Origin of the sequence: Caballeronia sp. LjRoot29, assembly GCF_964252755.1 — a bacterium.
In the GTDB taxonomy this organism is placed as follows: domain Bacteria; phylum Pseudomonadota; class Gammaproteobacteria; order Burkholderiales; family Burkholderiaceae; genus Caballeronia.
This window is the reverse complement of the sequence record NZ_CAXUPU020000023.1, coordinates 38,667-62,633: the sequence shown is the minus strand read 5'-3', so window position 1 is coordinate 62,633 and position 23,967 is coordinate 38,667. Positions and strand designations below refer to the sequence as shown.

Sequence of the window (23,967 nt, the reverse complement as noted above, 5' to 3'; positions counted from 1 at the left end):
AGAAAGCGCATCGTAATATATTTGGGGTTATAACGATAGCCGCTTCATTCGCGCTCAACGACGCGAACGAACGCCCCTTTAAGATTCCGTCGTCCCCGAGAACCGCACATCAATATGCGCTGGACGTGCAACGGGCTTGTCATAGCGACCCGCTTTCCATTTTGCGCGAATATAGGGTTGCTCGCGGCCCGACAAATGCAGGGCGATATCGGTGATCCAGCGCTGCGTCGGCACCGAAATCCCGTGCAGCACGATAGCCACCATCGCAAGGCTCACCGCAACCGGCGCCGCCGACAACTTGCCGGATTCAGCGCGCCAGGCGAACACCACGAACACCAGCGCCGCGAGCGCACCGAGCCCACATCCTGTCACTACCTCGGACACTGAATGGGCATTCAGGAAGATCCGCGATATGCCGACCACAATTCCAGTCAGCACGCCTACGGAAACGCCGAACGCGCGCACCCATTGCCGCCCCGGTAAACACGCGACGAACAACGCCACCGGCAATACCGCCGACGACACCATCGCGTGACCGCTGATGCCCGTGAAATCCAGGTCGCGCACACCGACACCCCAGCCCATGAACGCGATCTTCGTCAGCGCGACCAGGACGCTGGCACCGCCAAGCACAGCAAGCCAGCACGCGGCATAGCGCCATGGATAGCCCAGCGCCAGCCATGCGGCAACGGCGAGCGCGAGCGGAATCATGACGCCGACGCTGCCGAGCGAAGTAATGGAGAGCCAAAGCGAAAGTGGCAAGTCGGGCATGAAGATTGTTTCTGCGGAGCGGGAGAAAGCCGACAGTATACCTGCCGGGTGGCCCTTAAAAATTTTTAGAGGGAGACTATAAATTGCAATGGATCGATGCAAAATTCGTGCAACGTACCCTATCAACAGTCTAAGTGACGACAAAGTGACGCAATGTGAAATTCTGTGGTGCGCGCACAGTCGCGGAATAAATGCTATTGTGCACTGCACAACATTCGTCATTCCCGATGGATTTCCCGACCGGTTTGACGAGCCACATCTCCGTGTACGGACCCGAATTCCATGCCAAAAAGCCTGACAAAACTCTGGCTACGAGGCTTGAAACGCCTTGTAGCGACACAGATCGCTCCGCCCAGAGCGCCGAAAACGCGCGCTCCGGCGAAGCCTGTTCGCGCCAAGGCGGCTAAACCGGCTGCGGCGAAACCGAAGATCACCCCCAAAATTACACCCAAACCGCGTGTAGCACGCGAGTCGCGGGTCAGGCCGCGCGCCTCGGCGTGGGCCGCGGGAAAGTGGAGCCGATCATTCCATTCGGCCCCCCCAACGGCCGGCCGGTTCGTCAACCATCTGGCGTACGCGTTGTATCTGCCGACTGGTGCGTCCCTCACGGACATGCCGCTCGTCGTGATGATGCACGGCTGCCAGCAATCGGCTGAAGAGTTTGCGCAAGGCACGCGTATTAATTTGCTGGCTGACCGGTTCGGATTCGCCGTGCTGTACCCCGAGCAATCGAAGACGGCGCACGTCCATCGCTGCTGGCATTGGTACGAAAATTCCGCCAACTCAGGCGGGGGCGAAGCGGCAGCGGTCGTTTCCCTGGTGCGGGAAGCAGTCGCGCGTCATCATTTCGACCCCGAACGCATCTATCTGGCCGGTATGTCGGCCGGTGCGGGGCTGGCAGCCATGCTCGCCGTTAAATATCCATCAATGTTCGCGGCGGTCGGCTTGCACTCAGGCGTGGTTTTCGGCGATGCAAGCTCCGCCATCGGCGCAATGGACGCCATGCGGCGGGGCAGCCGTAGCGATCCGGTCGGCCTGATCGACGCTGCCGTCGATGTCGCCGATTACCCCGGCATGCCGGCCATCATCATCCACGGCGAACTGGATTCGGTCGTATCGAAGACGAACGCTGAGCAATTGACGACGGAATTCCTGCGCCTGAACCGTTTCATCGATGCTGACGGCGCCTGGCGCAACGGCGAGCGCCGCGAGGAAACGCACGCCGACAGCGTGGTGACGGATTACGTCAAAAGCGGGCGGCGGGTTATCAAGACGTGCATCGTCCGTGGGTTGGGCCATGCCTGGAGCGGCGGCGACGACACCGTGCAGTTCCATTCATCCAAAGGGCCGGACGCATCGGCCATGCTGTGGGAATTCTTCAAATACCAGCGCCGCGTGCAATCAGCCGTTCGCGACGAAACCCTGGTCTAGGCCTCAAGTGTTGTAAAAAAGTCTTTCGTATCAACGTGATTCTTTTTTGAGCACTAGCATTTGATTAGGGATTACCCTATACTTCGTTCAAAGCACTAGGTACTTACCCTAATCACTCAAGCGAGGTTCACCATGTATCTGCTCAGCCGCCTCTTCCTGTTCCTGACCAAATCCGCTGACCAGCGTGACAAGGAGCGTAACGACGCTTACCTGGCCGAAGCCAGCGACATTTACGACCTTGAATACCGCATGCAGAAGCTGGATCGTCGCGCAAACTCGCGTCATCCTTCGTGGCTCGCGCAGTAATTCTGCGGAGTTCGTAGTTCGTAGAAGGAAAAGCAGGATTCGTCACGCTGAAAACGGCGTTGTCGAAGCAAAAAAACGCCGGCCACAAGGCCGGCATTTTTGCGTCTGGGACGTCTGGGCTATGCGCCGTAGGCTTGCTGGAGCGACAGGCGCGAGGATTTTCGTCGCTCAACCGCGCGCCCACGCTGTGATGCTCAGACCAGCTTGACGCGCACGTCGACGTTATTGCGTGTCGCATTCGAGTACGGGCACACTTGGTGAGCCGTCTCCACCAGCTTTTGCGCTTCAGCCGCATCCAGTCCCGGCAGCGAAACCCGCAATTCAACGTCCAGCGCGAAACCGCCTTTGTCATTCGGGCCCACGCCTACGTCGGCGGTCACTGTCGTATCGGCGGGAATGGTCTTCTTTTCCTGGCTGGCGACAAACTTCATTGCGCTCAGGAAACAGGCTGAATAGCCAGCGGCAAAGAGCTGTTCCGGGTTCGTGCCCGCTGCGCCCGTGCCGCCCAGTGCCTTCGGCGCACTCAATTTCACATCCAGGTTTTCATCCGACGACACTGCCCGGCCGTCGCGGCCACCCGTGCTCGTTGCGGTTGCTGTGTAAAGAATGCTCATGATGTTCTCCTGTTCAATGGTTGCCGCTCGGCGGCAGAAAGGGTACTGCAGGATCCAAATACGGTAACGCGGTGCCAAACGAGAATAAATATATCGCGATAATAATTTGTGTACTAACTAAATTCACCTGAACGTGATTGATTGTGACTATCGGTGTTTTAAGCGTCGTTGTATTCCATTAACGATGCGCGCAGGCGTACCAGATCGTCCCGCAGCTTGATAAGCCGGTCGGCATCCGATCCGGCGGCGCAGTAGATCTCGCCGGGAATGCCGCGAATGGCTTTCTTCAGTTCACGGCCGGCATCGGTAAGGTGGATATGCACTTGCCGTTCGTCTTCAATGCCGCGCACGCGCTTGACGTACCCTTGCGCTTCCAGGCGCTTGAGCAATGGGGTCATGGTGGCCGAATCGAGGCTTAGCCGTTCGGCCATCTGCTTGACGGTGAGGTCGTCGCTCTCCCATAGCACCAGCATGGTCAGATATTGCGGATAGGTCAGCCCGACCTTATCCAGCAGCGGCTTGTACGTCTTGGTCATCGCGAGCGAAGTCGAGTACAGCGCGAAACAAAGCTGGGCATCGAGTTCGAGCGGAAATTGCGGGGTAGAAGTCATGACAGTCCGACCTGAACACGCTAAAAATGGATGTGGCGTAAGTGTACGCAAATATTTAGCGCACGAAGGAAACCGCGTGTTCTCGCTTCGCGAAACCTCAAACAAAAACGCCGATGACTGAATAGTCATCGGCGTTCGAATCATCTGTCCTGCTTATTGGGCAACACTCACATCTGCGGTTCGGACGGATCCGGGATGTCCGGTGTTTCTTCCGATTGCACGCCGAAACAGCCGCGATACGTCGCGTAAAACGAGCAATACAACGCGGTTGTCACGAGGATGGACGCTGGCATCAACACCGCGAGGGCCATGTCCTGCGCCGCGCCGAGCACCTGCATCAACGCGCTGAGTCCGAAAGAAACGGCCAGCGCAATACCAATCCACAACACGCCGTAAATCACGAAGGCGCCGCGATTGCGCCAGCAACTCACGAAGCTGAAAAACAGCGCTTTCACCGGCGGCACGTCGTGCCAGGCGACCAAAATGGGCGCGAACCAGAACAGCATGGCAACCGGCAGATAGCAGACCATGGCAACCAGTACCGCAAGCGGATTGAAGCTCGCCGCCACGGTTTCGGGGTCACCGGCCGGGCCGTTGCCGAGCATCAAGTTGAGCAGCAAGCCGCCGTCAGCCAGCGCGGACGCGGCGAAAATCAAACCCATGGCTGCCACATAGATCACGCCAAGCACCAGCAGGCGGCGGGCAACGATCTGCCCATAGGAACGAAAGCCGTCGACGAGCACCGTCGGCCAGACCGGTTTCTTGGCGATCGTATTGCGGCAAGCCGCCATGAACCCCACGGCTACGCCCGGAATCAGCAGCAGCGGCAGCACGGGACCGATCAGCGGCAGCCGCGAGATCAGCGTCATGGCAAACAGATAGGCGAAGAACACCGTGAGAAACGCGAGCGGATTCCGGCGAAACAGCCAGATACCCTGGCGGAACCACACATAACCGGTTTTAGCGGGGACTTCGATCAATTGCATTGATTAATTACCGTGAACGGGAGGAGGCGCAACTTTGATGCGCTCGCGCAAAATGCGTTCGAAATGGCCGGGATCGTGCGGTTTTAGCATCTCGGCTTCGCGTGGCCGGTAAAAATCATAAAGACGCGACACCCAGAAGCGCAACGCGCCCGCGCGCAGCATGTCGTTCCAGTGATGCGCTTCGGCCGGGGTGAACGGCCGCACTGTCTGATAAGCGCGCAACAACGCATTGACCCGCGCGATATCCAGCGCGCCGGTCGCCAGATCGACACACCAGTCGTTCACGCAGACGGCGACATCGAAGAGCCATTTGTCGTTGCCGGCAAAATAGAAATCGAAGAATCCGCCGAGCCGCGTCTCATCGGCCGTCGGATGCGCGAACAGCACGTTGTCGCGGAACAAGTCGCAATGACACGGACCTTCGGGCATCGACCGATACTCTTCCGATGCAAAAAACGCCGCCTGATACTCGAGTTCGCTGGTGACCAGCGCGCGCTGTGCGTCGCTCAAATGCGAAAGCACGGCGGGCACGTTCTCCTGCCACCACGCGAGGCTGCGCAAGTTTGGCTGATGCACGGGGAAATCCCGGCCGGCCAAATGAAGCCGCGCCAGCATCTGACCCACTTCGATGCAATGCAACGGACCCGGCGACATTTCCGGCGCGCCGTCCAGTTTCGTCACGATCGCCGCCGGCTTGCCGTTCAGCGTGCCGAAAAGCGAGCCGTCGCGACGTGGCATGGGATCGGGAACCGGTACCGCGTGCGACGCCAGATGACGCATTAAATCGAGATAAAACGGCAATTGCGTGGCCGTGAGGTTCTCGAAGATCGTCAGCACATACTCGCCGCGCGTGGTCGTCAGGAAGAAGTTGCTGTTTTCGATACCGGATGCAATGCCACGAAAGTCGACGGCTTCGCCGAGTTCGTAGTGTTGCAGCCAGTCGGTGAGCTGGGAATCGGTGACAGCGGTGAATACGGCCATGCGGGAGAGCTTTGATGAGGGTGAACATGCAGGATGACCGGCGACGCAATGCGACGGGCGCGTCAGTCAGGCGTTGCGGTGCCGACACACGTTGCACACGACACATACGGCGGCGCAACGTTGGGCCCAGCGGATGAAACGGCGGTCGTCGCAGGGGGTTGAGCGTTCAATAAACGCTCAACAAGCCTTCAATAAACGCTCAGTACTTCAGGTTCCACGAAGGCAGGCGCGTGCTGGGCTTGCCGTTATCGCGGACGGTCGGCGACGTGTCGGCGGGGGCGCTCATCTGATAACGCGTGCCGAAGTTCGAGCGCACATCGATTTCAACGGGTTTGCCTTTGTCGCGATATTCCGTGATTTCCGTGCCGTTCGTGCTTTGCTCGTGATAGCTCGGCAGGCGCGGCGGCGAAATTTCGACCTTCGAGGTAACTTGTGCGGCGGGCCGGTTGATGGCCTTCAGGTCTGGCAGGCCGGCATTCTCTTCCGGCGACATGACGTGCGCCGGAGGTTCATCCGTCGCGACGGCCGATTGCGCGTAGGCGCCCATGCTGGCTGCGGCGAGAATGGCCGCGATGGCGACAGATTGAAGCGGCTTCATGATGTTTCTCCAGATGAGTGCCCGGATTTTAGCAAAACGCACTCGCTAAGGGGACACTAAAGGGACGTTGACTCCTTCCCAAAAGCCTTATTTTGCGCTGGTTTCAATGAAACCGTGTTGGCGCGGCGGAAGGTGTTGAAGAAACGCATCGCCGGGAGGGGTGTTCATGGGCGTGTGGTTCTTCCGTGTTAATGTCGATTCATCACAAGAGCGCAGAAGATCATGACAAACGACCGGACTCAAGCAAGCCATTCCACCCCCGCCAACAACTTCCCCACGGAGTCTTTCGACGACCCCGTGGCCGCGGTTGCGCGGGTATCGGCCATCTACGAAGCCAACACCTCTTTCCTGCGCGACGCGTTCGCGCGCTATCGAAAAAACGAACCTTTTTCACATCGCGTGCGCGCGTGTTATCCGTTCGTGCGCGTGCGGACCGAGTTGAATACGCAAATCGATTCACGCCGTTCTTATGGCTTTGTCGCCGGGCCGGGCATTTTCGAAACCACGCTCACGCGGCCGGATTTATTCGGCCATTATTATCGCGAGCAATTGCGGCTGCTGACCAAGAACCATCACGTCGGGATTGAAGTGGGTGTGTCGGCGCAACCCGTGCCCATTCACTTTGCATTTGCAGAAGGCATTCACCTGGAAGGCGACCTGGATCGCGACCGGCTGCTCGCCATGCGCAATATCTTCGATATGCCCGATCTCGCGCTCCTCGACGACCGCATTGTGAACGGCACCTATGAACCGGCGCCGGGCGAACCGCATCCGCTTGCATTATTCACGGCGGCGCGGGTGGATTTCTCCTTGCATCGGCTCAAGCATTACACCGCGACATCGCCTACGCATTTCCAGAACTATGTGCTCTATACGAACTACCAGTTTTATATCGATGAGTTCGTGAAGCTGGGCCGCAAGATCATGTCACGTGCGGACGATGAAGAAACGCGGGCGTATAGAAGCGAATACATGTCGTTCGTGGAACCCGGCGACGTGATTACCGGCAATGAAAATCTTGGCGACTCCCAAGAGGAGCAACAGGGCGTAGCCCCTCTGCGCTTGCCGCAGATGCCCGCGTATCATCTGAAACGTGCCGATGGCAGCGGCATCACCATGGTCAATATTGGCGTGGGTCCGTCGAATGCGAAGACGATCACGGATCATATAGCCGTACTACGGCCGCATGCGTGGATCATGCTTGGACATTGCGCGGGATTGAGGAATACGCAGCGTCTGGGCGACTATGTATTGGCGCATGGTTATGTGCGCGAAGACCATGTGCTCGACGCCGACTTGCCGCTCTGGATTCCCATTCCTGCCTTGGCTGAAGTCCAGGTCGCGCTGGAGAAAGCGGTTGCGCAAGTGACGAAACTCGAAGGCATTGATTTGAAGCACGTCATGCGCACGGGAACCGTGGCGAGCGTCGACAATCGTAATTGGGAGTTACGCGATCACCGTGAGCCGGTACAGCGGTTGTCGCAAAGCCGCGCCATTGCGCTCGATATGGAAAGCGCAACCATTGCTGCCAATGGATTCCGTTTTCGCGTGCCTTACGGAACCTTGCTTTGCGTCTCCGATAAACCTTTGCACGGCGAATTGAAATTGCCGGGCATGGCGGATCAGTTTTATCGTGCGCAAGTGGATCAGCACTTGCAGATCGGCGTGAAGGCGATGGAACTGCTGCGCATGAACGGGCTATCGAAACTGCATAGCCGGAAGTTGCGCGGTTTTGCCGAGGTGGCGTTCCAATAGCATTCCGATCAAGCAAAAAAGCGGCTCCGAAAGGAGCCGCTTTTTTAGTGCATCTGCTATCAAGCCCTCAAAGATAGAACATCCGGTCTTCGTCCGACTTACCTTCGGCCGGCGGTTCTTCCGCGGTCTCGCGGTCTTCGTAGAACTGCAGCACGGCTTCCAGCACCTGGTCCGGATCGTCGATCACCTGCATCAGGTTGAGATCCTTCTCGCTGATCACGCCGGTCGGAACCAGCGTGTTGCGGAACCACGAGAGCAAGCCTTCCCAGAACTCGGCGCCGACCAGCACAATAGGCACGTGCCGCGACTTCTTGGTCTGGATCAGCGTCAGCACTTCGGCCATTTCATCGAGCGTACCGAAACCGCCCGGCATGACCACCACCGCGTCCGAATTCTTCACGAACGTAACCTTGCGCGTGAAGAAGTGCCGGAAGCGCAGCGAGATATCCTGCCACTGGTTGCCCGACTGCTCGTGCGGCAACTCTATGTTCAGCCCCACCGATGGCGACTTCCCCGCGTGGGCGCCCTTGTTGGCGGCCTCCATGATGCCGGGGCCGCCGCCGGAGATGACGGCGAAGCCCGCGTCGGAGAATTTCTGCGCGATTTCTATGGTGAGCTTGTAATACGGCGACTCCGGTTTCAGGCGCGCCGAACCATAGATGCTGATGGCAGGACGGATCTCGGAGAGGTACTCGGTCGCCTCGATAAACTCTGCCATAATCGTGAACATCTGCCACGATGCGCGGGCCTTCTTGGCTGTCGCGCGCTCTTGATCTGCGAGCGATCGCAGACTCGGAATCACTTTTCTTTTGTTCATAATGCCTGAAGAACTTAATCTTGAAGGTAAGACCCTGCTATTGGTCGACGGATCCAGCTATCTCTATCGGGCCTACCACGCCATGCCGGATCTGCGCGGCCCTGACGGCGGTCCAACCGGCGCGTTGTACGGAATGATCAATATGCTGCGGCGGTTGCGAAAAGACATCAACGCAGAGTATAGCGCGTGCGTATTCGACGCCAAGGGCAAGACATTTCGTGACGACTGGTATCCAGATTACAAGGCAAACCGGGCATCGATGCCCGAAGACCTCTCCAAACAGATAGAGCCCATCCACGTGATCGTGCGAGCGCTCGGCTGGCCGCTGGTGATGATCGAAGGCGTGGAGGCCGACGACGTCATTGGCACGCTTGCAGTTGCCGCCGAAAAGCGCGGCATGAAAGTGGTCGTATCGACCGGGGACAAGGATCTTGCACAGCTTGTGACGGATCATGTCACCCTCATCAACACGATGTCCAACGAGACGCTCGATCGCGCCGGGGTGCAGGGTAAGTTCGGCGTGCCGCCGGAGCGGATCGTCGACTATCTCTCGCTCATCGGCGATACGGTCGATAACGTACCGGGGGTTGAAAAGTGCGGGCCGAAGACAGCGTTGAAGTGGCTCACACAATACGAAACCCTTGATGGCATCGTGGCACATGCGGACGAAATCAAAGGTGCGGTGGGAGACAATCTGCGCAAGGCTTTGACGTTCCTCCCCATGGCGAAAAAGCTCGTTACCGTACAGACGGACTGCGACCTGACGGAGCAGATCGTGTCGATCGAGGAAACGCTTCCGGCGCGGCCCGAGGCCCGCGACGAACTGCGCGACCTGTTCACGCGCCACGGTTTCAAGACCTGGCTGCGGGAAGTGGAGATTGCGGACGCGGTGGAAGGCCCGGTGGACACGCCGCCTGCGCCGGCCACCGAAATGGAACGGCATTACGAAACGGTGCAGACGTGGGAGCAATTCGACGAATGGCTCGCGCGCATCAACGCCGCCGAGCTGACTTCCTTCGATACCGAAACGACCGCGCTCGACCCCATGCTCGCCCAACTGGTCGGGTTGTCGGTATCGGTCGAGCCGGGCCGTGCGGCTTATATTCCGGTTGCGCATCGCGGGCCGGATGCGCCGCTGCAATTGCCGCGCGACGAGGTCTTGCAGAAGCTTAAATCGTGGCTTGAAGATCCGTCGAAGAAGAAGGTGGGTCAGCATCTGAAATACGATGAACAAGTGCTGGCGAACTACGGTATCGAATTGAATGGTGTCGAGCACGACACGTTGTTGCAATCGTATGTTTTAGAATCGCACCGGCCGCACGACATGGACAATCTCGCGCTGCGGCATCTGGGCGCGAAGACCATCAAGTATGAAGAGGTGGCGGGCAAGGGCGCGTCGCAGATTGGCTTCGATGAAGTCGCGCTCGACCAGGCCGCGCCCTACGCGGCGGAAGACGCGGACATCACGTTGCGGTTGCATCAGGCGCTCTATCCGCAGCTTGCCGATGAAGCGGATTTACTCAAGGTCTATCGCGACATAGAAATGCCGACGTCGCGCGTGCTGCGCAAGATGGAGCGTAACGGCGTGCTGATCGATGGTGAATTGCTGCGCGTGCAAAGCGGCCAGATTGCCACGCGCCTGATTCAGTTGGAAGCCGAGGCGTACATGCTCGCGGGCGGCGAATTCAACCTGGGTTCGCCGAAACAGATTGGCCAGATTTTCTTCGAGAAGCTGCAGTTGCCGGTGGTCAAGAAGACGCCGAGCGGCGCGCCTTCCACCGACGAAGAAGTGCTGCAGAAGCTCGCCGAAGATTATCCGCTGCCGAAGATTTTGCTGGAACATCGCGGCTTGTCGAAGCTGAAGTCCACGTACACGGACAAGCTGCCGCGCATGGTCAACGTGCGGACCGGCCGCGTGCATACGAACTATGCGCAAGCCGTGGCGGTGACGGGGCGCTTGTCATCGAATGAACCGAACTTGCAGAATATCCCGGTGCGTACGGCCGAAGGCCGGCGGATTCGCGAGGCGTTCATCGCGCCGCCGGGAAGCAAGATCGTGTCGGCGGATTACTCGCAAATCGAGCTGCGGATCATGGCGCATATCTCGGGCGATCCGTCGCTCATGCGCTCGTTCGCCGAAGGCGAAGACGTGCATCGCGCGACTGCTTCGGAGATTTTCGGCGTGACGCCCATTGAGGTATCGAACGATCAGCGGCGCATCGCAAAGGTCATCAACTTCGGCTTGATTTATGGCATGAGCGCGTTTGGGCTGGCATCGAATATCGGAATTTCGCGCGATGCGGCGAAGCTGTATATCGACCGGTATTTTCAGCGTTATCCGGGCGTTGCCAACTACATGGACGAAACGCGTACGAAGGCGAAGCGCGATGGTTTCGTCGAGACCGTGTTCGGACGGCGCTTGTGGCTGCCCGAGATCAACGGCGGCAGCGGACCGCGCCGGCAAGGCGCCGAGCGCGCCGCGATCAACGCGCCCATGCAAGGCACGGCTGCCGACCTGATCAAGCTGTCGATGATCGCCGTGCAGGACTGGCTGGAAGCATCGAAGATCCAGACCAAGATGATCATGCAAGTCCACGATGAACTCGTGCTCGAAGTGCCCGAAGCCGAGTTGCCGGAGGTCCGCAAGCGCCTGCCGGAATTGATGTGCAACGTCGCCCAACTGAAGGTGCCGCTGGTGGCGGAAGTCGGCGTGGGCAATAACTGGGAAGAGGCTCACTGAGCGCGCGGATCGCCGCCAGTTGGTTTTGAATGATGTCATTGGGGGAATGTGCATGCACCGTTTCATCATCGTCGGCGGCGGAGCGGGCGGCCTTGAACTGGCCACGCGTCTTGGCGACAAATTCGGCAGCGCAGATGGCAAGCGCGCAGCGCGCGCGCAAGTCACGCTGGTTGACCGTAATTCCACGCACATCTGGAAGCCGTTGCTGCATGAGGTCGCGGCCGGCAGCATGGACCCTTTCTCGCAGGAACTGCCATACGCCGCGCAGGCGCGCTGGCATGGTTTCGAGTTTCAGCAGGGCGATCTGCTGAGCGTCGACCGGGCGGCTAAACGCGTCACGCTCGGCCCCCTTCTCGACGATGAAGCCGGCGAGTTGATGCCGCAGCGCGATCTGGAATACGACACGCTGATCGTGGCGATCGGCAGCACGACGGCCTTTTTTGGCGTTCAGGGTGCACAAGAAAATTCGCTCGCACTCGATACCGTCGATCAAGCCGAATTGTTCCGCAAACGGCTGATCGCGGCGTGCATTCGAGCGGAGTACCGGGCACCGGAGCCGGATGCGGCCAACGCATCCAATACCGGGCCGAGACAGCCGCGGATTCAGGTTGCGATTGTCGGCGGCGGGGCGACGGGTGTGGAGTTATCGGCGGAATTGCGTAACACGGCGCAAGTGCTGCACGCTTACGGGCTCCACAAACTCGATCCGAAACACGATATTGGAATTGTGCTGATCGAAGCCGGGCCGCGTATTCTGCCCGCGTTGCCCGAGCGCGTGTCCACCGCGACCGCCGACTTGCTGGACAAACTCGGCGTTTCGCTGATGACGAGCGAGACGGTGGCCGAAGTGTCGCGCGGGTCCATCCGCACGGCGAGCGGCAAGACCATCGCGGCGGATTTGACCGTTTGGGCGGCCGGTATCCGCGCGCCGGGCGTGCTCGCGAAACTCGACGGCCTGGCGACTAACCGGCTCGGCCAGCTGATCGTGCGCCGCACGCTGCAAACGGAAACCGACGACAACATTTTCGCTCTCGGCGATTGCGCCGCGTGTCCGTGGCCCGGCGGCGAGAAGGACGGGCGCAACGTGCCGCCGCGCGCGCAAGCCGCGCATCAGCAGGCGAGTTTCCTGCTGAAGTCGCTTGAGCGCCGGCTGGAGGACAAGCCGTTGCCCGACTACACGTATCGCGACTTCGGATCGCTGGTGTCGCTCGGGCATTTCAGCGCGGTCGGGAGTCTGATGGGCGGGTTGATCGGCGGCAACATGCTGATCGAAGGGCTGTTCGCGCGCTTCATGTATCAGTCGCTGTACCGCATGCATATTGCGGCGCTGCACGGCTGGGCGCGCATGGCGCTCGATACGGTCGCTCACTGGCTGCGGCGCTCCACCGCGCCACGCGTCAAGCTGCATTAGAGTTGTTTAGAATGGGCGGCCGGCTTTGGAGCACAACAGGCCCTTCAAAGTGGCTAAAGTGATTTAGAGCGGATATCAATTAGTCGTTGCCGTGCTTTCGGCTTGCGGGCTGTTGGCGTGGCTTACCCATACCGGATGCCTGGTTCGCTAGCACCGTGTGCCAGTGTCCTTCGCGGCCCATGCCGCTGGAGCTTTGCATGCTTACGCCTGATATCGACAGCCTCGTTCCGCATGTCCCGTTCAACCGGCGCACGTTTATCAAGGCCGCGGTCGGCAGCGGTTTTGCCGCCTGCGTGATGCCGGTGTCCGCGCAAACCATCATCACCGATAGCGACGGTCTGGAAGCCGGTCCGGTCGGGCTCAAGGCCGCCGATGGCACGCTTATTCCCGCGTATCGGGCACAGCCCTTGGGCAAGACGCACTTGCCGGTGATCATCGTGATTCACGAGATTTTCGGCGTGCACGAGCATATTGCCGATGTCTGCCGACGCTTTGCCAAACTCGGTTATCTGGCCATCGCGCCTGATCTTTATGTGCGCGAAGGCGATGCGTCGAAATACACATCGATGCAGCAGTTGAACGAGCAACTCGTCTCCAAGGTGCCGGACGACCAGGTGCTCTCCGATATCGACTCGACCGTTGCCTGGGCGGGCGAACATGGCGGCGATTTGCATCGGCTCGGGATCAATGGTTTTTGCTGGGGTGGCCGCATCACCTGGCTGTACGCCGAGCGCAATCCGCAGCTTAAAGCGGCGGTGGTGTGGTACGGACGGGTGGTGGGGCCGAAGACGCAGAACAATCCGGCGAATCCGCTCGATCTCGCGTCAAACTTGAAGGCGCCGGTGCTCGGCTTGTTCGGCAAGCAGGATCAAAGCATTCCGCAGGACTCGCTCGAGCAGATGAAGCAGGCGATTGCGACGGGACCGGCGGTCGCGCGGGGCTCGCAAATCGTGGTTTATGACGACGCGCCGCATGCATTTTTCGCGGATTATCGGCCGAGTTACCGGAAAGCCGATGCGGAAGATGGCTGGAAGCGCGCGTTGGCGTGGTTCAGGGAGCATGGCGTGAAGTGATGAGGCTGCAGCGCGGACGCGATCCTGTGTGCGCTACGGACTTCGCCGCGTCTCCTTTGCAGCATGGGCGGCCGAAACCGCCGCCCACTCGCGTCGCTCGCTGGCTCTCACCCGCGGCGAAGCATAAATCTCAGACAGTCGCGCCTGTTGCCACTGGCCGTGAGCCGTCCGCGCACCATTCGCTCCACGATCCCCCATACAGCGCCGCGCCATGCAGGCCGGCGATTTCCATCGCCAGTGCGTTATGGCAGGCCGTCACGCCCGAACCGCATTGCAGCACCACTCGATCAGGCGACGTCGCCCCAAGCAGCCCGCTAAACGTCTCGCGTAATTCGTGCGCGGTTTTGAAGCGGCCATCGGCATTCAGGTTGTCCTTGAAAAAGCGGTTCAGCGCGCCCGGAATATGGCCGCCAACCGGATCAAGCGTCTCGTTTTCTCCGCGATACCGGTCCGCCGACCGGGCATCGATCAGCACTCGTTCGTGCGTGCTCAGATTGCGCACGACGGCGTCGACGTCAAACGTGACCGCCAGCGGCGCACCGGCCTTGAACGTGCCTTCGGATGCGGGCGGTGTCGCTGTATCGAGAGGTTGACCGGCCGCTTGCCACGCGTTCAGGCCGCCGTCGAGCAGTGCGACGGAATCGTGGCCCAGCCAGCGCAACAGCCACCACAGACGTGCTGCGTACATGCCGCCCTGGGCGTCGTAGGCGACAACTTGCTGACCTTCGTTCAGGCCCGCACGCCTGAGCGCGGCGACCAGCGCCGCGCGTTCCGGCAACGGATGGCGGCCGTTCTTGCCCGTCTTCGCGCCCGACAAATCGCGATCGAGATGCAGATAATGTGCGCCCGGAATATGTCCGGCTGCGTAAGCGGCTTGGCCGGCTTCGGGCGCGGCGAGGTCGAAGCGGCAATCGACGATAAACACGCTGCCGGGTGCGGCGGCGAGGCGTTCGACAAGGTTGATCGCGGAGATAAGCGTGGTGTAGCGAGTGTGCGGCATGAGAGCTCCCGGGGCGAACGCGCGGCTTGGTGGGCCGATGGACGGCGCGTCGCGGTAGTTAAGTTTCAAGTCTAAACAAAAAAAGACGGGCCTGAGCCCGTCTTTCTTATTCAAACCGCTAACGCCTCAAATCTCGCCCAACTGCCGCCGCAAGAATTCATGAAAGTGCTGCATCCCTGATTCCATCGGGCTCTGATACGGCCCGACTTGCGACTCGCCGCGGTTCATCAGCGCGCGCCTTCCCGCATCCATACGCTCGGCGATCTCGTCGTCCTCGCGCGCCGTTTCCATATACGCCGCCCGTTCCGCCTCGATGAATTCACGCTCGAACAGCGCGATTTCCTCCGGGTAATAGAACTCCACGATATTCGTGGTCTTCTGCGGCCCTTGCGGAATCAGCCACGACACCACGAGCACATGCGGATAACACTCGATCATGATGCCGGGGTAATAGACCATCCAGATAGCACCGAACTCGGGCATTTTGCCGTCACGGAAGCGCAGCACTTCGTCGTGCCACTTGCGGTACGTCGGGCTACCCGGCTTTTCCAGGTTCTTGTGCACGCCAACCGTCTGAACGCTATACCAGTCGCCGAATTCCCAGGTCAGGTCATCGCAGGAAACAAAGCTCCCCAGACCCGGATGAAACGGTGCGACGTGATAATCCTCGAGGTACACCTCGATAAAGCTCTTCCAGTTGTAATTGCACTCGTGCATTTCGACGTGATCGAACATGTAGCCCGAAAAGTCGAAATGTTTCGCCGGACCGAGCCGCGCCAGATCGGCCGTGACGTCACGGCCGCTCGCCTCGAACAACAGGCCCTGCCAGTTCTGCAACTGAGATTTGCCGAGGTTGAGGCAGGGGTTATCGGCGAAATGCGGTGCGCCCAGCAACTGGCCGTCGAGGTCGTAAGTCCAGCGATGCAGCGGACATACGATGTTCTCCGCCGTGCCACGCCCCTTGAGCATGATGGCCTGGCGGTGGCGGCACACGTTGGAAAGCAACTCGATTTCGTCCTGTTTGTTACGGACGAGCAGACGCCCTTCGCCCTCGCCGGGCAAAGCAAAATAACTTCCCGCCTCGGGCACCATGAGTTCATGGCCGATATAGCGAGGACCGCGTTTGAACAGCGTGTCGATTTCGCGCTTGAGAAGCGCTTCGTCAAAGTAAGCCGTGACTGGCAACTGACTGTGAATCGCGTTCAGTTGCAATGCATTGCTCAGATTGGACATTCCCACTCCCGTGAAGACGTGAAAGCAGTGAACAACCCAACCATCGAAAATTCGATTTAGGGAGCCCGCGATTATACCGAAAACCCCTTCAATGGGGCGCTTAGGGCCTTGATTTGGGTCAATTCCCGCCGAAGAGTTCCGCTCGCCTAGCCGCTTTCTCCACTTTTCCGGAGATAAGCAGAAATGGGCCGAGACAGGCCATAGGCATGGTTAAGCGCACGGTGAAGGTCGGAAAAGCTGCTTTTGCCGTAGAATGTCCGACTTGTTTCCCGAAATCCGACATTACACCCACGATTCATGGCGAAGACCGCAACGCAGGAAGGCTCGGCCGGCGCGGAAAACGCGCCGCTCCCGGAGAATTACGAAACAGCGCTGGCCGAACTGGAAGGACTCGTGGCGCGCATGGAGGGGGGCGCGCTGAGCCTTGAGGAATCGCTAGCGGCTTATCGGCGCGGCGCCGCGCTCGTCGGCTTTTGCCAGCAGCAACTAGAGAAAGTCGAGCAGCAAGTTCGCGTGCTCGACGGCGACACACTAAAACCGCTGCCCGCCGAGGTCCAGCGCGCCACTCAGGGCGCCGGCACAACGGCAGATAACGGGGACGACTTATGACTTTCGATCAATGGATGCGCGCGAGTCTTGACCGCGTGGAAACGGCGCTGGAGCATTACTTGCCGGGAACGGACGTGGCGCCCGCCAAATTGCATGAAGCCATGCGCTACGCGGTGCTCGGCGGTGGCAAGCGGGTTCGCCCGCTGTTGTGCCACGCAGCCGGTGAGCTGACCGGTGCTGGTTCCCAGCAACTGGACGCGGCGAGCGCGGCGCTCGAGATGATTCACGTGTATTCGCTGGTGCATGACGATATGCCGGCCATGGACGACGACGCCCTGCGTCGCGGAAAACCAACGGTACACGTGCAATATGACGAAGCGACGGCATTATTGGTAGGCGATGCTTTGCAATCACAGGCTTTCGTTGCGCTGACGGCGGACAACGGCCTGAGCGCGGCGCAGCAGGCGTCGCTGACGCGGGAACTGGCACTGGCGAGCGGCTCGGTCGGCATGGCCGGCGGTCAGGCCATCGACCTGGAAAGCGTGGGCCGCAAGCTGTCGCGCCCGGAACTTGAAACCATGCATCGCAAGAAAACAGGTGCATTGCTGCGCGCGGCCGTGCGAATGGGCGCACTCTGTGGCGAAGCGCCGGACGCAGCGGCCATGAACGCGCTCGACGCGTACGCAGCCGCGGTCGGACTTGCATTCCAGGTGGTGGACGACATTCTCGACGTCACCGCCGACTCCGCCACGCTGGGGAAAACGGCGGGTAAGGACGCGAAGGATGACAAGCCGACCTACGTGTCGATCATCGGACTAGATGCATCGCGCGAACTGGCGGCGCAACTCGGCCGCGATGCGCACGCCGCGCTCGCGCCATTCGGCCCGCGTGCCGGTCGGCTCGGGGAATTAGCTGACCTGGTTGTAAACCGGGTGCACTGAAACATACGATAAAACGCGGGACCGGCGGGCGTGTTTACGGAGCAATTTCTGCAGCTCACGCATGCTTGAAGCAGCGCCGGAAACAACCGAACGGCTTCCGCCAGTTTTCCTAAATGGGACGACGATGTACGACTTGCTGAAAACCATCGACGATCCGGCCGCCTTGCGCGCCCTGGACCGCCACGAACTAAAACCGCTGGCCGAAGAGCTGCGTGCCTACGTGCTCGACAGCGTGTCGCAGACGGGCGGGCATCTGTCGTCGAATCTCGGAACGGTCGAACTGACGATCGCGCTCCATTACGTCTTCGATACCCCCCACGACCGCATCGTCTGGGACGTCGGTCATCAGACTTATCCGCACAAGATCCTGACCGGCCGTCGCGACCAGATGAAGACGCTGCGCCAGGCTGGCGGCATTTCCGGCTTCCCGCGCCGTAGCGAATCGAAATACGACACCTTCGGGACCGCGCATTCCAGCACGTCCATTTCGGCGGCGCTGGGCATGGCGATCGCCAGCAAATTGCAGGGCGATAACCGCTATTCCATCGCCGTGATTGGCGACGGCGCGATGACCGCCGGCATGGCATTCGAGGCCATGAACAATGCCGGCGTGGCCGACGACGTGCCGCTGCTCGTGATCCTGAACGACAACGACATGTCGATCTCGCCGCCGGTCGGCGCGCTGAACCGCCATCTGGCGCGCCTGATGTCAGGGCGTTTCTACGCGGCGGCGCGTGCCGGTGTGGAGCGCGTCCTGCGCGTCGCACCGCCCATGCTGGACCTCGCTCGCAAGCTCGAGGAACACGCGAAGGGCATGATTGTCCCGGCCACGTTGTTCGAGGAATTTGGCTTCAATTACATTGGCCCGATCGATGGCCATGATCTTGAATCGCTGATTCCGACGCTGCAAAACATCAAGGAATTGCGCGGTCCGCAGTTCTTGCACGTCGTGACGAAGAAGGGGCAGGGTTACAAGCTGGCCGAAGCCGATCCGGTCCTCTATCACGGCCCCGGCAAGTTCAATCCGGCGGAAGGCATCAAGCCGTCGACGGCGCCATCGAAGAAAACTTATACGCAGGTATTCGGCGAATGGCTGTGCGACGCGGCCGAGCAGGATTCGCGCGTTGTCGGTATCACGCCGGCCATGCGCGAAGGCTCGGGCATGGTGGAGTTCGAGAAGCGCTTCCCGGATCGTTACTTCGATGTCGGTATCGCGGAACAACATGCCGTGACGTTCGCGGGCGGTCTCGCTGCCGACGGCATGCGCCCGGTTGTCGCGATCTATTCCACGTTCTTGCAGCGCGCCTACGACCAGTTGATCCACGACGTAGCATTGCAGAACCTGCCGGTGGTATTCGCTATCGACCGCGCGGGTCTGGTCGGCGCGGACGGCGCAACGCACGCAGGTAATTACGATCTCGCGTTCCTGCGCTGCATCCCGAACATGACGGTGATGGCGGCATCCGACGAAGACGAATGTCGTCAGATGCTGTACACGGCGTTGCAGCAGCCCAATCCGTCCGCCGTGCGTTATCCGCGCGGTGCCGGTACGGGCGTGAAGATCGTCAAGAAGATGACCGCGATTCCGCTCGGCAAGGGCGAAATCCGCCGCGAATCCACGCAGAAAGTCGGCTCCGGCAAACGCATCGCCATCCTCGCGTTCGGCACCATGGTCGCCCCCGCGCTGGCGGCGGCCGAGGAACTGGACGCTACCGTCGCGAACATGCGCTTCGTGAAGCCGATCGACGCCGAATTGCTGCGTGAACTCGCCGCCACCCACGACGCGCTCGTGACCGTGGAAGAAGGCGCGATCATGGGCGGCGCGGGCTCGGCTTGCGTGGAAAGCCTGTTGGCGAGCTCGGTCATCAAGCCGGTGCTGCAATTGGGCCTGCCCGATGTATTCATCGATCACGGCGATCCGGTGAAGCTGCTTGTATCGTGTGGACTGGATGGCGCTGGTATTGCCAAGTCGATTCGCGAGCGGTTCCTCAGTAGCGTTGAAGCCGATGCGGGCAAGCTCACAAAACGCGTCGCCTGAGTGAAGAACGTGGGGTGAGGACGGGCGTCGGGGACGCCCGTTTGGTTTTATCCGTGGGCGTCAAGGTTCTCGTCACGTGAACGACGCCACGGACAAGGAAAAAGAATGAATCAGATGAATCCCGCCTTTGCGATGCCCGACGTCCAGAGCTCGCTCGACATCCGGCAAATCCCAATCCAGCGCGTGGGTGTAAAAGCAGTTCGATATCCGCTGACCATCCGGACCTCCAGCGGCGAATTGCAGCCAGGCGTTGGCGTCTGGAATCTTGACGTTCATCTTCCGGCCAATCAAAAAGGCACGCACATGTCGCGTTTCGTCGCTTTGCTCGACGAACACCGCGCGCCGCTCGATCAGACCGCTTTCCGCAGCATGCTGACGTCGATGCTGGCAAAGCTTGAGGCGCATTCGGGACGTATCGAAGTGTCGTTTCCGTATTTCGTGATGAAGACGGCTCCCGTGTCCGGCGTGCAAAGCCTGATGGATTATGAGGTCACGCTGACGGGCGATGTGCGTGATGGTGAGACGCGGATCTCGCTGAAAGTGCTTGTACCGGTGACTAGCCTGTGCCCGTGCTCGAAGCAGATTTCGCAGTACGGCGCGCATAACCAGCGCTCGCATGTGACTATCGCGGCGCAGTTTGAAGGCGATGTCGCGATCGAGGATCTGATCCGGATTGCGGAAGAAGAGGCGTCGTGCGAGTTGTGGGGTTTGCTGAAACGGCCCGACGAGAAGTTCGTCACCGAGCGTGCTTACGAGAATCCGAAATTCGTTGAAGACCTGGTCCGCGATGTCGCCACGCGACTGAACGCTGACGAACGCATTGTGGCGTACGTGCTGGAGGCCGAGAACTTCGAGTCCATCCACAATCACAGCGCTTATGCCGTGATCGAGCATGACAAGCGGGTTTCAGCTTAAGCCGCCGCCAGCGATGTCAAATCCCAGCGCGGCTTAACCGTAAACGCATAATCGCGCACGGCCTGATCGGGCCAGCGCGCGAGACGCAAAGCCCCGGCGAGGGCGATCATCGCGCCGTTGTCGGTACATAGCGACAAATCCGGGTAATGGACTTCGAAGCGGCGCTTTTTCGCAGCGGCCGACAGCGCCTCGCGCAATTGCCGGTTCGCACCCACGCCGCCCGCCACGACCAGCCGATTCAAGCCCGTCTGCTTTAACGCCGCAATGGACTTCGTGGTCAGCACATCGACGGCTGCATCGACAAAACCCCGTGCCAGATCCGCTTTCGATTGCTCGCAGACATTCGTGCCAAGCTTGCGGCTGTGCGTGAGCACCGCGGTTTTTAAGCCGCTGAAGCTGAAATCCAGATCGCCGGAATGCAGCATTGGACGTGGCAATTTAACTGCGCCCGATGTGCCGAATTCGGCAAGCCGCGACACTTCCGGGCCGCCCGGATAACCGAGGCCGAGCAGCTTTGCAGTTTTATCGAAGGCTTCGCCGGCGGCGTCGTCCAGCGTCTCGCCGAGCGTTTCATACTCGCCCACGTCCGTTACCCGCATCAATTGCGTATGACCGCCCGACACCAACAACGCGACGAACGGAAACGGCGGCGGCTCGCTCACCAGCAATGGGGACAGCAGATGCCCTTCCAGATGATGAATTCCGACAGTCGGCAAGTCCCACGCCATCGCCAGCGCATTGGCGATGCTCGCGCCCACCAGAAGCGCCCCGGCGAGACCGGGGCCTTGCGTAAATGCGATAGCGTCGATATCCGTTCGCACCGTCCCGGCTTCCGCCATGACTTGTTCAAGCAGAGGCAATGCGCGGCGGATGTGGTCGCGGGAAGCCAGTTCCGGCACGACACCGCCGTATTCCCGATGCATCGCGATTTGCGAATGCAGCGCGTGGGAAAGCAGGCCGCGCTCGGTGTCATAGAGCGCAAGGCCGGTTTCGTCGCAGGAACTTTCGATGCCAAGAACAAGCATGGGGCAGAGGGGTTTGGAGTAACAGATAAGTATAGCAGCGGGCGGATTTGAGCTCGTTAGCCCGGCAGCGATGCCGGGACCCCAAGCCGCCTCGAACCCGATCACACCAACCGTTACAATGCGCGCCATGGAAACCTACGATATCGCAGTCATCGGCGCGGGTGCGGCGGGCATGATGTGCGCCGCGGTAGCCGCGCAAAACGGCCGCCGGGTGGTCCTGATCGACCATGCCGAACGGCTCGCGGAAAAAATCCGCATCTCGGGCGGCGGCCGCTGCAATTTCACGAATATCAATGCCGGACCGGCCAACTTCCTCTCGGCCAATCCTCATTTCTGCCGCTCCGCGCTTGCTCGCTACACGCCACAGGATTTTCTCGCGCTGCTCAAGCGCCATCGCGTGGCCTGGCATGAGAAACATAAGGGCCAGCTTTTCTGCGATGACTCCAGCGAATCGATCATCCAGTTGCTGAAAAGCGAATGCGACGCGGGCGGCGTGACGTGGCGCCGGCCTGTCACCATCGATACGATTCGCCGCGACGGCGCCCGTTTTTTCCTCGACAGCAACGCCGGCACGATCTCAAGCGCGGCACTCGTCGTAGCGACCGGCGGCCTTTCGATCCCGAAAATTGGCGCGACGGATTTTGCGTACCGGCTGGCCAAGCAGTTCGGCCACAAGCTGATCGATACCCGTCCCGCCCTCGTCCCGTTGACCTTCGCTCCCGCGGACTGGGAGCCGTTCGCGGCGTTATCCGGATTGTCGGTGCCCGTGGAATTGAGCGCAGGCGCAGGTCGCGGCCGCGGAGAATTCAGCGAGGACCTGCTGCTCACGCACCGCGGGTTATCGGGACCGGGCGTGCTGCAGATATCGAGCTACTGGAACCCGTCGGAGCCGATATGCATCGACTTGCTGCCTGGAGTGGATGCCACCGGCGAACTGATCGCGGCCAAGCGGGAATCGCGCAAACAAGTGGGCACCTTCCTCGCCGAACGCGTGCCGGCAAGGCTCGCACAAACCTGGCTCGACGTACAGCGCGTGGCCGCCGACGCCCGTCTCGCCGATCTCCCCGACAAAACGCTGCGCCAGATCGGCGAATCGCTGTCGCGCTGGACGCTTACGCCGAACGGCACGGAAGGGTATCGGAAGGCCGAAGTCACGCGCGGCGGCGTGGACACCCGCGAGCTTTCATCGACGACCATGATGAGTTCGCGCGTCGCGGGTTTATATTTCATCGGCGAGGCGGTCGATGTCACCGGCTGGCTCGGCGGCTACAACTTCCAGTGGGCGTGGGCGTCGGGCGTGGCGGCGGGCAAAGCGGCGGCGGAACTGGTCCGGGCGTAAAACCGCAAAGGCATGACCAGCATGGCTTTCGCACGTAAGGGCTGGTATCCGCGTAACACGGCTTCCCCTGGAAAATGATGATTTCGACCTGCTATACTGCTTCGCTCGTAGCGGCAATTTGCACGAGCGGGCGCGAGCGCAAAATGAGTGAAAACCGGGCGGTGATCCATGAAGACAGGAAGACGATCCCTGCCACGCGCGGCCACTCAATCTGTCTCGGAACCCCGTCTCAGCGCCGTTCCGGCCGGCTTCAAAGGTACCCGAATCAACCCCGTTCATGATCCCGCTTGAGGAAACGTCCCAAGCGGGTTTTTGCTTTAGCGCCATGAACGGCTGACGTCCGCATTCTTTCAACACAGCACCCGCAGAGTTCCCAAGCGATGAGCCTCAAAGACCAGATCACCGAAGACATGAAAACCGCGATGCGCGCCCGCGAAACCGAGCGCCTGGGCACCATCCGCCTGCTGCTTTCGGCAATCAAGCAGCGCGAGGTCGACGAGCGCGTGACGCTGGACGACGCAGCCATTACGGCCGTCATCGATAAAATGATCAAGCAGCGCAAGGACTCGATCAGCCAGTTCCAGACGGCCGGACGCGACGACCTGGTGGCGAAGGAGCAAGCCGAACTGGTCGTTCTGGCGGCCTACATGCCCGAGCAGCTGTCGGACGAAGCCATCAACGCCGAGATCCAGGCGGCCGTGGCGGCAACCGGCGCGGCCGGACCGCAGGACATGGGCAAGGTCATGGGCATACTGAAACCGAAGCTGGCGGGCCGTGCGGACATGACGGCGGTGTCGGGTCTGGTCAAAGCGGCGCTTGCCAAATAAGCTTGA

At 60.3% G+C, this 23,967-nt stretch carries 22 protein-coding genes; 12 read left to right on the top strand and 10 right to left on the bottom strand.

From position 1 onward, the window contains the following. Positions 1–78 precede the first annotated feature (78 nt). Positions 79–771 (bottom strand): phosphatase PAP2 family protein, encoded by a 693-nt coding sequence (locus tag ACSQ83_RS23110; RefSeq protein WP_436229726.1) that lies wholly within the window; start codon positions 769–771, stop codon positions 79–81. Between the two features lie 282 nt (positions 772–1,053). Here ACSQ83_RS23110 and ACSQ83_RS23105 point away from each other — a divergent pair, with 282 nt between their 5' ends. Both ACSQ83_RS23105 and ACSQ83_RS23100 read left to right on the top strand, forming a co-directional pair. Next, the gene (locus tag ACSQ83_RS23105; RefSeq protein ID WP_436229725.1) at positions 1,054–2,202 is read left to right on the top strand and encodes an extracellular catalytic domain type 1 short-chain-length polyhydroxyalkanoate depolymerase; all 1,149 of its coding nucleotides are present in this window, start codon (positions 1,054–1,056) and stop codon (positions 2,200–2,202) included. A gap of 132 nt (positions 2,203–2,334) precedes the next feature. After that, positions 2,335–2,508 (top strand): DUF3563 family protein, encoded by a 174-nt coding sequence (locus ACSQ83_RS23100; RefSeq protein ID WP_299711284.1) that lies wholly within the window; start codon positions 2,335–2,337, stop codon positions 2,506–2,508. 194 nt (positions 2,509–2,702) lie between these two features. Here ACSQ83_RS23100 and ACSQ83_RS23095 read toward each other — a convergent pair whose 3' ends face one another. The 5 genes from ACSQ83_RS23095 to ACSQ83_RS23075 all read right to left on the bottom strand — a co-directional run bounded on the left by ACSQ83_RS23095 (position 2,703) and on the right by ACSQ83_RS23075 (position 6,298). Then, positions 2,703–3,122, bottom strand: a complete 420-nt coding sequence (locus ACSQ83_RS23095; RefSeq protein WP_414950714.1) for an organic hydroperoxide resistance protein — start codon at positions 3,120–3,122, stop codon at positions 2,703–2,705. Between the two features lie 158 nt (positions 3,123–3,280). Continuing rightward, complete coding sequence (locus ACSQ83_RS23090; protein ID WP_414950715.1) at positions 3,281–3,733, bottom strand: MarR family winged helix-turn-helix transcriptional regulator; 453 nt, start codon at positions 3,731–3,733, stop codon at positions 3,281–3,283. 167 nt (positions 3,734–3,900) lie between these two features. Beyond that, on the bottom strand, positions 3,901–4,719 hold the full coding sequence (locus ACSQ83_RS23085) for a BPSS1780 family membrane protein (RefSeq protein WP_414968598.1): 819 nt from the start codon (positions 4,717–4,719) through the stop codon (positions 3,901–3,903). Between the two features lie 3 nt (positions 4,720–4,722). Next, on the bottom strand, positions 4,723–5,700 hold the full coding sequence (locus ACSQ83_RS23080) for a homoserine kinase (RefSeq protein ID WP_414968599.1): 978 nt from the start codon (positions 5,698–5,700) through the stop codon (positions 4,723–4,725). Positions 5,701–5,899: 199 nt separating this feature from the next. Beyond that, positions 5,900–6,298, bottom strand: a complete 399-nt coding sequence (locus ACSQ83_RS23075) for a hypothetical protein (RefSeq protein ID WP_299711269.1) — start codon at positions 6,296–6,298, stop codon at positions 5,900–5,902. A gap of 222 nt (positions 6,299–6,520) precedes the next feature. On the opposite strand from ACSQ83_RS23075, the gene ACSQ83_RS23070 reads away from it, so the two are divergent. After that, positions 6,521–8,053, top strand: coding sequence for an AMP nucleosidase (locus ACSQ83_RS23070; protein ID WP_414950718.1), 1,533 nt, complete (start codon positions 6,521–6,523; stop codon positions 8,051–8,053). 67 nt (positions 8,054–8,120) lie between these two features. Here the strand turns inward: ACSQ83_RS23070 and ACSQ83_RS23065 are convergent, their stop codons facing one another. Next, complete coding sequence (locus tag ACSQ83_RS23065) at positions 8,121–8,870, bottom strand: TIGR00730 family Rossman fold protein (protein WP_414950719.1); 750 nt, start codon at positions 8,868–8,870, stop codon at positions 8,121–8,123. A gap of 1 nt (position 8,871) precedes the next feature. Here ACSQ83_RS23065 and polA point away from each other — a divergent pair, with 1 nt between their 5' ends. The 3 genes from polA (at position 8,872) to ACSQ83_RS23050 (ending at position 14,094) form a co-directional block, all read left to right on the top strand. After that, positions 8,872–11,610, top strand: a complete 2,739-nt coding sequence (polA, locus tag ACSQ83_RS23060; RefSeq protein WP_436229724.1) for a DNA polymerase I — start codon at positions 8,872–8,874, stop codon at positions 11,608–11,610. Between the two features lie 52 nt (positions 11,611–11,662). Next, a complete protein-coding gene (locus ACSQ83_RS23055) occupies positions 11,663–13,021 on the top strand; it encodes an NAD(P)/FAD-dependent oxidoreductase (protein ID WP_414950721.1) in 1,359 nt (452 codons plus the stop codon). A gap of 197 nt (positions 13,022–13,218) precedes the next feature. Beyond that, positions 13,219–14,094, top strand: a complete 876-nt coding sequence (locus ACSQ83_RS23050; protein ID WP_436229723.1) for a dienelactone hydrolase family protein — start codon at positions 13,219–13,221, stop codon at positions 14,092–14,094. Positions 14,095–14,224: 130 nt separating this feature from the next. On the opposite strand, the gene ACSQ83_RS23045 is transcribed toward ACSQ83_RS23050, so the two are convergent. Continuing rightward, entirely contained in the window at positions 14,225–15,094 is an 870-nt protein-coding gene (locus ACSQ83_RS23045; RefSeq protein WP_436229722.1) for a sulfurtransferase, read from the bottom strand. A 126-nt stretch (positions 15,095–15,220) separates the two neighbouring features. Beyond that, positions 15,221–16,327, bottom strand: coding sequence for an aromatic ring-hydroxylating oxygenase subunit alpha (locus ACSQ83_RS23040; protein WP_436229721.1), 1,107 nt, complete (start codon positions 16,325–16,327; stop codon positions 15,221–15,223). Between the two features lie 297 nt (positions 16,328–16,624). Here ACSQ83_RS23040 and ACSQ83_RS23035 point away from each other — a divergent pair, with 297 nt between their 5' ends. The 4 genes from ACSQ83_RS23035 (at position 16,625) to folE2 (ending at position 20,770) form a co-directional block, all read left to right on the top strand. Beyond that, on the top strand, positions 16,625–16,936 hold the full coding sequence (locus ACSQ83_RS23035; protein WP_436229720.1) for an exodeoxyribonuclease VII small subunit: 312 nt from the start codon (positions 16,625–16,627) through the stop codon (positions 16,934–16,936). Continuing rightward, positions 16,933–17,817, top strand: a complete 885-nt coding sequence (locus tag ACSQ83_RS23030; protein WP_414950727.1) for a polyprenyl synthetase family protein — start codon at positions 16,933–16,935, stop codon at positions 17,815–17,817. Before ACSQ83_RS23035 ends, ACSQ83_RS23030 begins: the two co-directional genes overlap by 4 nt. A gap of 124 nt (positions 17,818–17,941) precedes the next feature. Then, the gene (dxs, locus tag ACSQ83_RS23025) at positions 17,942–19,855 is read left to right on the top strand and encodes a 1-deoxy-D-xylulose-5-phosphate synthase (RefSeq protein ID WP_414950728.1); all 1,914 of its coding nucleotides are present in this window, start codon (positions 17,942–17,944) and stop codon (positions 19,853–19,855) included. Between the two features lie 105 nt (positions 19,856–19,960). Beyond that, positions 19,961–20,770: a GTP cyclohydrolase FolE2 gene (folE2, locus tag ACSQ83_RS23020; RefSeq protein WP_436229719.1), complete on the top strand. Its 810-nt coding sequence runs from the start codon at positions 19,961–19,963 to the stop codon at positions 20,768–20,770. On the opposite strand, the gene tsaD is transcribed toward folE2, so the two are convergent. Then, a complete protein-coding gene (gene tsaD, locus ACSQ83_RS23015) occupies positions 20,767–21,795 on the bottom strand; it encodes a tRNA (adenosine(37)-N6)-threonylcarbamoyltransferase complex transferase subunit TsaD (protein WP_414950731.1) in 1,029 nt (342 codons plus the stop codon). The two genes, folE2 and tsaD, sit on opposite strands and share 4 nt — an antisense overlap. 127 nt (positions 21,796–21,922) lie before the next feature. On the opposite strand from tsaD, the gene ACSQ83_RS23010 reads away from it, so the two are divergent. Both ACSQ83_RS23010 and ACSQ83_RS23005 read left to right on the top strand, forming a co-directional pair. Then, the gene (locus tag ACSQ83_RS23010) at positions 21,923–23,134 is read left to right on the top strand and encodes an NAD(P)/FAD-dependent oxidoreductase (RefSeq protein ID WP_414950732.1); all 1,212 of its coding nucleotides are present in this window, start codon (positions 21,923–21,925) and stop codon (positions 23,132–23,134) included. Positions 23,135–23,514: 380 nt separating this feature from the next. Further along, a complete protein-coding gene (locus tag ACSQ83_RS23005) occupies positions 23,515–23,961 on the top strand; it encodes a GatB/YqeY domain-containing protein (protein WP_436229718.1) in 447 nt (148 codons plus the stop codon). Positions 23,962–23,967: the final 6 nt, after the last annotated feature.

Excerpts from the sequence above, each read along its gene's own strand:
- ACSQ83_RS23110 (WP_436229726.1), bottom strand. The coding sequence starts at position 771 with ATGCCCGACTTGCCACTTTCGCTTTGGCTCTCCATTACTTCGCTCGGC.
- ACSQ83_RS23105 (WP_436229725.1), top strand. The coding sequence starts at position 1,054 with ATGCCAAAAAGCCTGACAAAACTCTGGCTACGAGGCTTGAAACGCCTT.
- ACSQ83_RS23100 (WP_299711284.1), top strand. The coding sequence starts at position 2,335 with ATGTATCTGCTCAGCCGCCTCTTCCTGTTCCTGACCAAATCCGCTGAC.
- ACSQ83_RS23095 (WP_414950714.1), bottom strand. The coding sequence starts at position 3,122 with ATGAGCATTCTTTACACAGCAACCGCAACGAGCACGGGTGGCCGCGAC.
- ACSQ83_RS23090 (WP_414950715.1), bottom strand. The coding sequence starts at position 3,733 with ATGACTTCTACCCCGCAATTTCCGCTCGAACTCGATGCCCAGCTTTGT.
- ACSQ83_RS23085 (WP_414968598.1), bottom strand. The coding sequence starts at position 4,719 with ATGCAATTGATCGAAGTCCCCGCTAAAACCGGTTATGTGTGGTTCCGC.
- ACSQ83_RS23080 (WP_414968599.1), bottom strand. The coding sequence starts at position 5,700 with ATGGCCGTATTCACCGCTGTCACCGATTCCCAGCTCACCGACTGGCTG.
- ACSQ83_RS23075 (WP_299711269.1), bottom strand. The coding sequence starts at position 6,298 with ATGAAGCCGCTTCAATCTGTCGCCATCGCGGCCATTCTCGCCGCAGCC.
- ACSQ83_RS23070 (WP_414950718.1), top strand. The coding sequence starts at position 6,521 with ATGACAAACGACCGGACTCAAGCAAGCCATTCCACCCCCGCCAACAAC.
- ACSQ83_RS23065 (WP_414950719.1), bottom strand. The coding sequence starts at position 8,870 with ATGAACAAAAGAAAAGTGATTCCGAGTCTGCGATCGCTCGCAGATCAA.
- polA (WP_436229724.1), top strand. The coding sequence starts at position 8,872 with ATGCCTGAAGAACTTAATCTTGAAGGTAAGACCCTGCTATTGGTCGAC.
- ACSQ83_RS23055 (WP_414950721.1), top strand. The coding sequence starts at position 11,663 with ATGCACCGTTTCATCATCGTCGGCGGCGGAGCGGGCGGCCTTGAACTG.
- ACSQ83_RS23050 (WP_436229723.1), top strand. The coding sequence starts at position 13,219 with ATGCTTACGCCTGATATCGACAGCCTCGTTCCGCATGTCCCGTTCAAC.
- ACSQ83_RS23045 (WP_436229722.1), bottom strand. The coding sequence starts at position 15,094 with ATGCCGCACACTCGCTACACCACGCTTATCTCCGCGATCAACCTTGTC.
- ACSQ83_RS23040 (WP_436229721.1), bottom strand. The coding sequence starts at position 16,327 with ATGTCCAATCTGAGCAATGCATTGCAACTGAACGCGATTCACAGTCAG.
- ACSQ83_RS23035 (WP_436229720.1), top strand. The coding sequence starts at position 16,625 with ATGGCGAAGACCGCAACGCAGGAAGGCTCGGCCGGCGCGGAAAACGCG.
- ACSQ83_RS23030 (WP_414950727.1), top strand. The coding sequence starts at position 16,933 with ATGACTTTCGATCAATGGATGCGCGCGAGTCTTGACCGCGTGGAAACG.
- dxs (WP_414950728.1), top strand. The coding sequence starts at position 17,942 with ATGTACGACTTGCTGAAAACCATCGACGATCCGGCCGCCTTGCGCGCC.
- folE2 (WP_436229719.1), top strand. The coding sequence starts at position 19,961 with ATGAATCAGATGAATCCCGCCTTTGCGATGCCCGACGTCCAGAGCTCG.
- tsaD (WP_414950731.1), bottom strand. The coding sequence starts at position 21,795 with ATGCTTGTTCTTGGCATCGAAAGTTCCTGCGACGAAACCGGCCTTGCG.
- ACSQ83_RS23010 (WP_414950732.1), top strand. The coding sequence starts at position 21,923 with ATGGAAACCTACGATATCGCAGTCATCGGCGCGGGTGCGGCGGGCATG.
- ACSQ83_RS23005 (WP_436229718.1), top strand. The coding sequence starts at position 23,515 with ATGAGCCTCAAAGACCAGATCACCGAAGACATGAAAACCGCGATGCGC.